This is a genomic window from Paenibacillus sp. NRS-1782 (genome assembly GCF_050467685.1).
GTDB classification, from domain to species: Bacteria; Bacillota; Bacilli; order Paenibacillales; family Paenibacillaceae; genus Paenibacillus; species Paenibacillus terrae_A.
In genome coordinates this window covers 75042-87948 of the sequence record NZ_JBITPH010000018.1, presented here as the reverse complement: position 1 = coordinate 87948, position 12907 = coordinate 75042, and the positions used below count along the sequence as shown (strand labels likewise).

At 44.2% G+C, this 12907-nt stretch carries 7 protein-coding genes and 2 pseudogenes; all 9 read right to left on the bottom strand.

From position 1 onward, the window contains the following. Nucleotides 1-37: 37 nt before the first annotated feature. A pseudogene (locus tag ACIFQM_RS07535) lies at nucleotides 38-148 on the bottom strand (CatA-like O-acetyltransferase); the annotation flags it as partial. A gap of 70 nt (nucleotides 149-218) precedes the next feature. After that, nucleotides 219-1586 carry an FAD-binding oxidoreductase gene (locus ACIFQM_RS07530; RefSeq protein ID WP_430065197.1) on the bottom strand — a complete coding sequence of 456 codons (1368 nt, stop codon included), beginning with the start codon at nucleotides 1584-1586 and terminating at the stop codon, nucleotides 219-221. Nucleotides 1587-2067: 481 nt separating this feature from the next. Further along, nucleotides 2068-2847 (bottom strand): class B sortase, encoded by a 780-nt coding sequence (locus ACIFQM_RS07525; protein WP_430043004.1) that lies wholly within the window; start codon nucleotides 2845-2847, stop codon nucleotides 2068-2070. A gap of 19 nt (nucleotides 2848-2866) precedes the next feature. Next, nucleotides 2867-9016 (bottom strand): DUF7601 domain-containing protein, encoded by a 6150-nt coding sequence (locus ACIFQM_RS07520; protein ID WP_430043003.1) that lies wholly within the window; start codon nucleotides 9014-9016, stop codon nucleotides 2867-2869. 1070 nt (nucleotides 9017-10086) lie between these two features. Then, nucleotides 10087-10266 (bottom strand): annotated as a pseudogene (locus ACIFQM_RS07515) (IS3-like element IS655 family transposase); the annotation flags it as partial. 81 nt (nucleotides 10267-10347) lie between these two features. Further along, the gene (locus ACIFQM_RS07510; RefSeq protein ID WP_430043000.1) at nucleotides 10348-10746 is read right to left on the bottom strand and encodes an ATP-binding protein; all 399 of its coding nucleotides are present in this window, start codon (nucleotides 10744-10746) and stop codon (nucleotides 10348-10350) included. Between the two features lie 321 nt (nucleotides 10747-11067). Then, entirely contained in the window at nucleotides 11068-11385 is a 318-nt protein-coding gene (locus ACIFQM_RS07505; RefSeq protein ID WP_430042998.1) for a hypothetical protein, read from the bottom strand. Between the two features lie 281 nt (nucleotides 11386-11666). Beyond that, nucleotides 11667-12503 carry an ImmA/IrrE family metallo-endopeptidase gene (locus tag ACIFQM_RS07500; protein ID WP_430042996.1) on the bottom strand — a complete coding sequence of 279 codons (837 nt, stop codon included), beginning with the start codon at nucleotides 12501-12503 and terminating at the stop codon, nucleotides 11667-11669. A 9-nt stretch (nucleotides 12504-12512) separates the two neighbouring features. Then, entirely contained in the window at nucleotides 12513-12863 is a 351-nt protein-coding gene (locus ACIFQM_RS07495) for a helix-turn-helix domain-containing protein (protein WP_044648108.1), read from the bottom strand. Between the last annotated feature and the right edge of the window lie 44 nt (nucleotides 12864-12907).

Genomic DNA, 12907 nt, shown 5'->3' with positions numbered 1-12907 from the left:
AAGCACCATCGAACGCCAAACTTATCAACAAACGAGACTAAACCCAGTCTACGCTTTCATTAGCTAATATTTGTAAATCATTCATAAAAACAGATGCATGGTCGCCATCACAAACAGAATGATGAATTTGTAAAGAGACAGGCAGGAACTTTCACTGCTTTTTTCAATATCAGTTATCCTTTTTAATATTTTATGCCATTATATTGTCATTTTCCGACCTATTTATCCACTGGAATACTCTGAGCAAAACGAAACACATTATGAGGATCGTACTTTCGTTTCACCTGCTTCAATCTGCCAAAGTTCACGCCATAATACGCCTTGGGCCAGTTCTTAATCTGTAGATCGGGAAAATTCACATAATCCCCTTTAACAAAGGGACGTAACGCTCTGCGAAACCTTTCCACCCACTGAATATTCCGCTCCTGCTCCCCATTGTTTCTCCAGCGGGCTGACAGTTCGTAGATTGTCTCAGCCTTCCGATGAGGATAGGCCGTTGCAGTAGGCGATACTCGGCTCACCGCGCTTCCTGCACCACCTAAGCTTTGACTCCACACGCTAGAATGTCTGTTGGGTGCTTTGGATAAAAAGTCACGTATAATTCGTACTCCTTCAGGCGGCAAAGCTTGGAACCCGTAGGCCCCGGTTATTTTAAACTTCGGTTCCAAATTCAGGTCCGATTCGGCAAAAAATTTGGTTGCTTCAATAAAAGGTACTGTCTTCACCATCACCTTCATCGGAGTCCCTGCTCGCAAGAGCGGTCTAATCAATCGACGCAGCTCCTCTGCACCGCCAAGCAATTGCCCGGTAGATACAATGGTTCCCACCTGCTTGGCAGCCACCTCAATTGTTGAGGTTAAGCGGTTCGTGACAGACGGGGCCCAGCGCTGCCAAGCTGGTAACACCTTCTCAAGGTCACTCCATTTCCATGTAATACTGTAAATAGATACCGATGAAATCGGCCTAACCCGAAATGTATATTCTGTAGCAACACCAAAGTTCCCTCCCCCTCCGCCTCGTGATGCCCACAACAGATCGGAATGTTTCTTCCGGTTTGCCACAATCGTCTTTGCCCCATACCGTCCCGAAGCTACGACCATCTTCACTTGTTTCAAGTTATCGCACGTAAGTCCATATTTGCGGGAAAGAAGTCCAATGCCTCCTCCCAGGGTAAGCCCAGCTACGCCTACGTCGGGCGCAGTCCCCGCCGGAATGGCCACACGCTTATCCCACAGCTTTTTGTACACACGGGCAAGTGGATTTCCCGTTTGTACAATGGCCACTCTATTTTTTCGATCAACCTTAACCTTATTCATCTCGCTCACATCAATAATAATGCCGCCATTTACAGCCGAGAAGCCTTCATAGCTATGCCGCCCGCTGCGCACTCGCAGACGTATGCCCCGCTCACGAGCCCATTTGACTGCGTTGATCACATCCTGAGTCCGTTGGCAAAAAACAATGACCCTTGGAAATTTGGAAAAGCGCCTATTGAACTCCATTCTGGCCGTATTGTATGATGGATTGCCCGGAATTACGATCCTTCCGGTTAATCGTGTACTTTTCTTTTGCAACTTTTGTGCCATCTACTTTACACCATCCCTGCTCATGACATAAGCCTTTCTCATCAACTTATTTCTATGTAGGGACACCTGTCCTAGTAACGGCAAACGCCCAGTTTATATCGTAAAAGTAGAACAAAGACGTGGGAGATGTATAAGTTCTTCATTCATCAGGTAGCCCACCTTTTGCTCAACCAATCCTGTAATAAACCTCCTTTAAGTAAAACTATTTAAGAGCTGCACATCTTACAGAGCATTTAAATGTAGTATGCTGTAGTATTTTTCACTAATTTCCTATATTATACACATGGCTAACATGACTAATAAGGGATGATCCATTTCCTTGTCTGTATGAAGAGGATATGCTGGAGGTGCATTTGCTTAAGGAACGAAACGGTGGCGTCAGATGGAGAGATTGGTCACAAAAAAATAGAAGAGAGGCACTAATGCCCTGCCTCTCTTCTATAACGCATATGAAGCAGCTTGACACCGTGTTTCAATATCGTCATTTACGCTTTCGGGCGATCACCGCTAACCGGCCGTCCTCGGTTGAGTATTCACACGTAGACAGTACAATAAGCTTGTGGCTATATCGGGCTGTCACGCCCGTATCGTAAAGAGCGAGTTTTTTGATGTTCTGAATATATGAGTCAAACTCGGCGGGCGTACTTACCTTCTCAATCTGGTAGTATTTAAAAACGTCGTCCGATTTGCGATAAACTTTTGACAGAATAACGGCAACAATTTCATACTCTTCCTTTTCGTAAAGCGTGCTGAACTGGAGCGTAGCATGCTCTTTATAAAAGCTTTCGTTCTTGTACTTCATTAAATCCTTAAACATCCAGCCGCTTTTCATGTGGTGTCCGTGAATCAGCAAAATGTCCGAACCGTTGGTCCGGCTATGCGCGTCTAAAAAGGGGAGGCCCCCTTTGTTTTCCTTTTTATCGAAATCATGATTGAGATAGTACTCCGCATCCTGTGGATTCTGCATGACTGGGTACTCAATTCGGGTGCCATCAATCTTCAGCCAGCCGACGATGTCCGAGTTCCTCTCGTAAAGCTCTCGAAATTCGGGAAGCATAATCGGCTCATTCGCCTTATTGAACAAAAGGGAGGGGAATGCATCCCCTCCGCCTTTGTCCGACCCTTCCTCCCAAACTTTTGTCAGCTCTTCGATTTTCTGCTGCTCGGCATAATCCCCCAGAAAGGTTCTCGCAATATTAACGAGGGAAAATACCAACAGAAGGGAGGAAACGGCGATAAGAAACTTTTTAGTTTTGCTCATTTTCTTACCGCCTTCCCGGTCACTGGATGTGCTTTTTCTTCTTGTTACCGAGTAGACAGAACCCAATCGTCATCAAGGACATCAGCGCCAAAACCATATAGAAGATTGGCGATACGCTGTTGTCTCCGGTTTTCGGAGCATCGTCCAGCTCGTTGCCAACGTTGTCGGTTCCGTTGCCGACGTTGTCGGTTTCGTTGTTGCCGTTGTCGGTTCCGCTGTTGCCGTTGTCGGTTTCGTTGTTGCCGTTGTCGGTTCCACTGTTACCGTTGTCGGTTCCGTTGTTACCGTTGTCGGTTCCGTTGTTGCCGTTGTCGGTTCCACTGTTACCGTTGTCGGTTCCGTTGTTACCGTTGTCGGTTCCGTTGTTGCCGTTGCCGGTTCCGTTGTTGCCGTTGTCGGTTCCACTGTTACCGTTGCCGGTTCCGTTGTTGCCATTGTCGGTTCCGTTGTTGCCATTGCCGGTTCCGCTGTTACCGTTGCCGGTTCCGTTGTTACCGTTGCCAGTTCCGTTGTTGCCATTGTCGGTTCCGTTGTTGCCATTGCCGGTTCCGCTGTTACCGTTGCCGGTTCCGTTGTTGCCGTTGCCGGTTCCGTTGTTGCCGTTGTCGGTTCCGCTGTTACCATTGCCGGAGTTGCCGCCGGAACTGATCGGCTTCATTGGCACGTCGTATTTTATAATGTCAAAATCGACAGAAATCGTATCACTACGGTGCGTCTCGTATCCGTCCTTCGTTACGATCAGATAGTAATCCGCTTCAGGAAACACCATGTACGCATAGGAGCCATTTGCATCGCTATCCTGCTCCGGGCTCTCGTTGTTGTGCGGTGGAAAATTCGGAACCGGAGGAAGCGTTACTTTCGTACCCGGAATGCGGCCGTTATCTCTATTCCGCTTCGTATCCGCATAATACAGTGTAACTTTGGCTCCGTCAATTTTCTTGCCAGTGATGGCATCTCCTGTCGTTTCATCATAAACCGTACCATAAGGGTCGACCAATTCCTCGGAAATATTCAGCTCTCCGTTAGCTTTCACGTCCAGTTGCGTCACTTTGAGGAGCAGTTCCTCGCCGGTCTCAGCTTTATAGCGAACTTCCATTGTGTACTTCTGCTCGCTTAGCCCTTCCACAGAGAAAGTTCCGTTCGAAGCCATCGGAAACGCCTTAGGACGACCGTTCTCCTTAATATAATTGCCGTCCTTGTCCTTCAAATAGATATGCATCTGGTTGGTAAACGAATCGTTGAATAGCTCTTTTGCTCCATTCAGCTGCTTGAACAGAACGATCCCTACCGCCGTAATGTCCGCCGGAACGGTCTCGTCCGTCACGCTGCCGTCCACATTTGCTTTTTGCGTGAACTCGACAGGCACACCCTTCCCACCTACCTGATACCACTTCGTATATGTGATCGTATAGTCGGTATCCGCTGCGGCTGGGACCGAATATTCACCCTTCTCATTTGTCTTCGTCTGAAGCTCCTTGCCTGTGTTCAGATCGGTCACCGTGATGGGGGCATTCGGAATGACTTCTCCTGTGTTGTTATCACGCAGCACGCCTTCCAGATACGGGCGGGTATTGACAAAGTGTGCTTCGGCCGCTTTTTTCTGTGGAATGGTGCCTGTGCGAACGAGACTTTCAGGATCTGTCACATAGCCGTCTTTCGTATAATCATCCTGGGTCACCTTATACTGGAGATATGTCGGAAGTCCTTGCACAATGAGCGTCTGGCCATCTGTAAGCTCGAAGGTCTCTCCGCTCTTGATCGTGCCCTTACTGCCATCCGACTTCACATAAGAATAGGATTCGTTCGCTCTCTCACCTGTGAAGGTGACTGTGTACTTGAACGGCTTCTTTTTGTCGTCGTCTTTGCCTTTAATCGTGTTGCTGATTAGCAAGTCGCCCTCCAAGACTCGCACGTTCGTAAACGGGGCATCTTCATCTTTGCCCTCCATGACTCCGGTATAATACCGTTCCTCAGGAATGGTCACGTATTCGTCGGCTGTGTATTCCTTCTGGGTAATTGTGTATTTCAGACCCTTAGGCAGACCCGAAATATCCAGTGTCTCTCCATCCTTGAGCTTGAAGGTATCGCGGGACTTGATCGTACCTGTGCCCCCGCCCGACTTCAAGTAAGAGTAGCTTCCATCCTTGCCTGCATCCTCAAAGACGACGGTGTACTCGAACACCTTCGTCTTGTCGCCGCCGTTGCCCATGACCGTATTGCTGACGGTCAGTTTGTTGACGGTCCGTTCATTGATGAAATCCGCCTTGTGGTCGCCTTTATTCACGATTGTGCCGGACAGCTCTCTCGTCCCCGGCGTGGTGATATAACCGTCAACGGTCGTATAATCGGCCTCGGTTACGGTATAGACCAGATCCGCGGGCAATATCGGGAGCGTCACAGATTCCCCGTGCTTGAGGGTAATCTTATCTCCGCTCTTGATCGTGCCAATCGTATTATCCGGCTTCTTATAGGTGTACTCTCCGTCCTTGCCTTCGCCGGTAAAGGTCACGGTGTATTCAAATTCCTTGGAAGAATCGCTGCCGTTTCCTCCAACCTTATTGCTAATAGTCAGCTTTCCTTGCGCCGGCGTAGGTACAACCAGCGGATTATCAGAGGTTACTTTTACGCCATCTACCCAGATGGGCTTCCCGGGCGTATTCCCTACGTACACCTGATAAATTCTTGTAGTCGGCAACCATGTCGTTGTGTCAATATAAGTTTCCTTCAGCTCATAATACCCTGGATCTGGGAATAGCAGATTAAGTTTCCCTCCGCTATCGGTTGTTCCTTTGGCGATTTGAGTTCCATCGTCCTTCTTATAGAGCGTAAGCTCTACGCCTTTTAGCGGATTTCCATTAGGATCCACCTTTTTCAGGGGCAGCAGGGCATTGGAGCTTGAACTGCCGGCTACGTCCGAACTGTCCAGCGTGCTTTCGCTTCTGGCACTGACAGATTTCAGATTGCCATCACCCTCCAGCTTTACCTCGTTGCCCATTTTGTCTCCGGCTTTCGCTTTAGATGAATCAACCTCTGTTTGGTACACAAACTGGTAAAACTTATTAGGGTCGTTCATTTTGAATTTTAAAACTGTGGTGCCTCCCGCGCCTGGTGCAGCTTCTACCTGAACTTCAGCATTCGGGTCGCTTAGATTCAGTGCTGCGCCCTCTCGTTCCAGAGCACCGCTGGCAGTCAGTTTAGCACGATAGACTGCCATACTAGGCGCTGTCAGCACAAGCTTTCCGCTTTCTTCATAGCGCAGATTCATGCCTGCACCTAGGGTATCCTGCAGATAAACGCCCTGCTTCATGTTAAATGGCGGGGTATAGTTCACTGTCCATTCCAGCACCCCTGGAACTGGCTTAGTTACCGACTTGCCCAAGGTCTGAATAGGTACGATAATCTTACGTTGTTCAGTGAGAACCTTTTCCTCTCCGCCCCATGTCATATGAAGGTCAGCTTTATTATACAACACCTGCTTGGTTGTGCCGTTTGTAGTGTATTCCTCTAAATATTTGCCTAATGCCACATTGGATGGTCTTGCCTTTACCAAAATAACATAAGGACTTTCCAATTTAGAGAAGGTGAAAGTTCCTACGTTTCCATTATGGGAAAAGTTTACCACATGAGCATTAGTGCCTGGTTCAATCATTGTTTTGGCGTCGTTTCTGACACCATACTCGGTACCTCCATTATTGTCCGAGTAGCCTTTCCAAAGCTCAACATCTTTGCTCTCAGAAAACGGAACGAATTCCCAGCCTTCAGGCAGTGTATCCACTAGCTTGATGTTGCTGATTACTCGGCTACCACCGTCCTTAGCCATTTCTTCTGTGTTGTATCCTGGCATATTCACCCCTAAGCGGAATGTAACAGTCTTGGTTGTCCTGTCATAGCCAGAAATCGTCCACGCTTCATTGCTGTCGTTTCTAATGTAGCTACTTACGTTATTTGGATTAACATTTTCAAGTGTACCATCTGCTTTCAATGGCTTCGACGCAAAGAGCATATCCTTGTTCAGCATACGCAGATGAAGATTAACAGCGTTTTGCGCAGCAGTTTTTACGGTTTCTCCGTCAAAGAGCAAAGCCCGATTCCAACTTGTTTTCCCTGCATTAATATCCTGTCTGAAGAGGATATCCGGCTTGGTCTCAAGTGAACGGAAGCTGAAGGATGCAGCTTTGTCGGTGTATCCGGTTACCTTGATCAAATCGGCCACGACTTCACCGTTCACTGTCAAAGGGATAACCTTCAAGGTTAAGCCGTTTGTGCTCTTGAGGGTACCTTCGTGATATTGCTTCCAAAGCTGAGTAGTATTAACATTTGCCTTGATTTTCGCAATCGTTTCCGCGCTCACCTCGCCGGTTGCATCCACTGCGTTGTCCAAGACGTTCGAATCTCCGCCATGCACCAGCACATCGTATACCGCCGCATTTGGCAGGGCATACTGTGGCGTTAGATTAACGCTCCACGTGATGCCGCCCAGGTTATAATCCTCCATTGAAACAGATCCATTTTTTGTAAAATTATGCGCACCAATAGTAACGATTGCCTCGTCAGTTACTGCGGCAGGTCTTATACCAGTTATCACATCATTGTTCTGAATACCGCCTGGTGTGTCCAAATTCCAGTTAGCGCGTGGATCGATTCTGAAATTTGAACCGTTTTTCACCTTAGTCTTAATCACTAGTTCCACTTTACCGTTAATGTCCCCAAAGGAATAAACACTGTTCGCATCCGGTGCAATTGATTGTACCTCAGATGCAGTGCCATCCACCCATGTCTGCCATGTGGCTGAAGTAAAATCCAACCCTTCAGGTAGTACATTTGTGATGGTAAAGTTCTTTAAACCTTTTTTGTTATACTGGTTAACAGTGACTTTCCATGTGATTGTTTCATTAGGATTGTCATACGAGGCGCTGGCTTGAATCCAGTCGGGTGCGAAAGAAATTTCCTGACCTGCCTGCACCAACATATTATTGCCCTGTCTCAGTTCCACTTTGCCATTCATATCCCGATAGCTACGACCAAGATTGCCTGGCGGATTCCGGTGCTCGTAATAATAGGCTTCCTTTGGAATCCATGTTTTATATTCAACCTTTGGATCTACACCTGTTCCCTGTGGGAAAGTGTAAGTCAGCGATCCGTCTGCCCCAATGTCTGGAGTTACATTTTGGTCATTTACTTTGAATGAATCCTCCATATAGATACCGCGGACATTTCCAAAGCCGGTATTATAAGTTGAAGGATTCGTATAAAATGTCTTCCCGTCTAGCGGTAATTTGATTGTTTTATCAAACTGATCGAATGCAGATACGCTTGACTGCCAAGTAATCGCTCCCTCAACAAATTGTGCCGGTTGAATTCCGCGATAACCATACTGATCCCACCTGATCATTCCAGGCGAGCTTAAAGTAATGCTATACGCTGCTGTAACATTTGGGTTCTCTAGCTGATAAGCACCGCCAAAGATGTTGATAGGCTTTGTATCGCCATACTCCATTCCCGTTACATCTGCATCGGCAGTAGTTACAAAGCTGAAGACAATACCTCGTCCAACACCATTGAAAAAGTTATCATCACCGTTAAATACAATCCTGATGCTATTTGGAGTGAAATAGGCGGTACCAAGCTGTTTCATACCTGATTCAGTCTGTGCATTCAGGGTTTTATTAGTTGTCGGCAACACCACTTCCTTGAAGTAGTCTTCTCTTTTCAGCTCGATCCAGTCACCCTTCTGAATGTATAGGTCGAGATTCGCATTTGTCGGATTAGAGTCATCACCATTCACTGGCACCTTCAGACCTTCCGATTTGAGAGTAAATGGCTGTCTACCCTGAATAATACCGTTTGGATCAATAACAGCATTTCCCTGCGTCACTTCCAGCGGAAAGGTTGAATTAGCTTCCATGAACACCGCCGTTTTGTCCGTCGGGACTGCCGCCATCGCTACGAGATTGGCCGGCATCGCGAACACCGCCTCTGGTACTGGCAACGGTTCGGTCGGCGCAGCGTACACTGCCTCAGATACCGACGACGGTTCGTCCGCCGTCCCGAAACCGTCTGACGTTCTCTCCGCAAACGCGACAGCAGAGAACGTCACCGTCTGCAAGACAAGCAAAACTGCTAGGCAGAAAGATAGCACAGCTTTGCTCAAACTGCGTTTTCTTTTCAAATAAATTACCCCTTTATTGCCAGATTTTTTTCTATATCGAGCTCATTTCCTCGATTTAACCGCTCAAGCGAATAAACATATGCTATTGGCTTGATCCCAGCAGCCTTTATATCATCGAAACTCTTGCGGAGTTCCAGATGAACGTGTACGTGCCGTGGGGTGCTGGCTGTTGATCATGCTTAGTAGCTATCTTCCCCTCTCCTTCGATGGTCTTTGCTACTTACATACTGCAAACGGCAGAATACGCACAGTTTACACAATGTATTTCAACATTATATTACGAGGGACCTATACAAAATCTAAACAACCGCTCGACAATATGAAGCGTGAAACTCAATTTCTACCATCACATGCGGTCCAACCATCCGTTCAGTTGATTATTCTTGGAACTAGGTATGCTTAAACCGTCTGCCGAGATGTAACTTGCTAAGTTCCCTCTTTTTCACCTCCTCTTAGAAACGGATTGGCTTGCTGGTAGATGTAGTAGTTCCTTCTTCCTAGTATCTTAGTTTCGATGTAGACTATTATCACAAAAAAACTCTCAGATGTAGGACGCCGATTATAGGACATCTACATATAGCAAGCCTATCTTAGTTCTTTTTTCATATTTTAAATTTGAGACAATTTACCTACTCAGTGTAAGCCAATAAACTTTTTTCGACAAGACTTGGAAAATATACTTCTAGTATCTTGTCTGACAATGTTGAAGAATATCTGCTTTTTCAAAACACATTTTATTGTGATCCTTAGGAAATCAGCTCATGATAACTACATTTTCACCAAACTTTTTTCAAAGTTTAAATCCTAGCCTCTACAAAATCTCTATAAAATACAGACCGTACCCTCTCCCTGCAAATCTCAATAAAAAAACAACCTCTGACAGACTTCAAAGCATCAGTGGTTGTTGGGGTAATTATTAGAATAGTTGTTGAGATTAAGAATGCCTTCCTGCCAAGGTCGATTAGCTGACTTTGGATTGTCAACAGTAAATCAGACAACTTTTTTAAGGGCTGCATGACGATACTGAACAGGCGTCATATATCCTAGTGTTCCATGGATACGAAGCTTTTTTCAAACGTCTCCAGCAGTTCGTCCATCTTTTGATTTTTAAACTCGCTGCCACGGTCCGTATGAAACCACTAAATCTGACACAAATCGCCCTTGACGCTCGCAAAAGCGCGGGAAATCAGAGCAGCATCCTTGTTTGGACCTGCGCTATGGCCAATGATCTCTCGATTGGACAAATCGACCGTCGTAGATCGTTTTGTTTCATTTGTTAAGTGTATATCTTCTACTTGTGTAACACCATCTTCAATAGTAAAAGAAAATGCTCACCCCTTAAGTTCAACAATATCAGAAAATGAACTTTCAATTTCAACTGTATCGAATGCTTTTAGCCAAGTTAATCTCCCGACCCCTTTTCCACCAATAATGCTTTTATAAGTAGAATCTGAAGTTCTAAAAGAATTAAAATTATCTTCATTAAACCCTATTCCAGAATCGGTAACTACAAAGCCCGAGATTGGATGTATATTGGAATTCTCTTGGAAGTCCATAGCTGCTTGCCTAGTATCTCTTAGGACTTGAATACGAATAAAGTTATTCCTTAAATCTTCCCCAGTCGCCTCAACTGCTTGAATAGAATTTACAATCGCTTCGAAAAGAGGAATCAGCGGTGTATATGCAGGTAGATTAATATTTTTTATGCGTCCTTGTAAATCAATTTTCAAACATATCACCTCTATGCTAATTAGTTTCTCTTCATAAGTTTATTCGCCTGCCTAATGATTGATAATTCTATGCATTAAGGCAATAATCTTTCATTGAAAATACTTATCCATTTGGAAAAAGAAGCTTAGTGGTCTGACCTCGCCTTTCTCATGCTAATAGCCATAGACTACACCATATTTGGAAAAATGGAAAATACGCTCTTAAACATCTTTATATCAATAGATATTTCATGCCGCCGCTTTACCACTATTTGTGATACGGTTCAGCTTTACTTCATGGTAAATACAAAAAAAACGACTTAAATACATAGTCGCTTAAAACTACAAACACCAAATATCATTTTGAAAAGCAATCTTTGCTTTTTCCATCTTTGTTTTGTCTCTTTCGTCCTGATGTGCAAAACACCACATTGCGTATGCTTCTTTTCTTGATAAACCTTTTTCCTTCATACCCACAATAAAGTCTCTAAGACGAACCACTATAATATCTTTATCAGTCCCACTATTCAGTTCTTTATCTAACAACTCTTGAAGTTCTCGTTCATCCGAAAGTATATATGGAATTCCACTTGCAAAAGCGTAGGCAGTTGAGACAATTTCCCCCCCAGTTTTTTCCGCCAGTTCTTGTCTCGGGATCAAGCTTCTCCAAGTGCTGTATCGTTTGGAGATAAATCATAGGTTTATAAACGCCGTGTCGTAGAACTTCAGCATCCACAATAACAGCATTATCGTTCTCTATTAATTTGTCGATTTGATCTTTCGTTCTTTTCGGCATTAAGATTTCATTCTCGTATACGTAACGATGAATATATAGTTTTTTTACTAATAGGGGGATGTATTTCTCTATTGCATTAAACTTTTGGACTTTCCCTAGTTTAAGAGCGAAATCTGTGTCTAGTATCGCTTCTTCCCAAATCCAATCAGTCATCCCCGTCGTAATCCCCCATAATACTATCCCAGTCACCTTCTGTTCCTAGTTCAATAATCTGCATTGATTCAGGAGATTGATTTACTAGAGATAGAATATTCCGAAGTTTTTGTTCATTAATGATTTCTTCATTATACGCTGAAATCGCATTCTCAACCAGATTTTCAAAAAAAACCTCGTTTGTTCTGTCTTGTGTAGAATCGTTTAACTGTAACCTCTTTCTAACTAGAATTACACCCGCCTGTGAGTCCCGATCTGGTACAGTCAAGAATTCACGCATCTTCTTCTCATCGATAAATTCAATTTCAAACAAACGCCTCACAATAGTCTTAAATGGCACATAAAACAAAGCCATTAACCTAACTATATCTTCAATCTTTAAAGAATTTTTTTGTATTCCACGAGATTTTATTTCGTTAGATAAAACCTCTGTAGGGACAAGTAAAAGAGCTGCAAATAGATTAGCTTTTAACTCATTAACATCCTCGGTGTAATTCTCTAACACCTGATCGTGTAATAATTCAGTTTGATTTAGCTTATCCTGATCATACCAGATATGATATAATTCATGAGCTGCTGCAAACACTTGTTTTTCTCTAGGAATAAATGTGTTTATATAGACGAAAACCCTGTCTTTTTTCTTGCAAACAAAAGCACATAACTCATTATCTTTTATAGGGTATTTAAGCAAGGTTGCTTCCTGTTGGATTAATTCTAATACTTCTTCTCTCAACACCCTGTGTGTTTTTAACTTTTCTCCAAGCTTAGCCCGAACTTTTGCTTCAATTTCATCAAATTCCTTTGGACTTAAAGAAGGAAATTCTCTCATACTGCCTCCTTATTTCAAATGAAGAATTTCTTCTAGTTCAATCATCTCATTCATTACATGATTTAGAAACTGAAGTCCTTCTTTTGTGTTTTCGTTTTCTAATTTTCCAATCATGAACAAAATCGGTTCTTGAATCACTTGTGGTATTTCCTTTGGTCTTACAAGTTCATCCACCGTTACTCCAATGATACTTGCTATTTTTGTAATTTCATCAATATTAATTGCCTTTTTTCCATTGACTATTTTACTCATCACTTGTTTAGAGATGCCCATTCTCTCTGCAAAAAAAGACTGCGTCTCACCTTGCGATTCAAGCCAACTAGCAACCTTCTCTCCTATTTGCTCGAAGATTGTTTTCATTTTTACACATCCCCTTGGTTTTATATTATTAAGTATATGCTCAG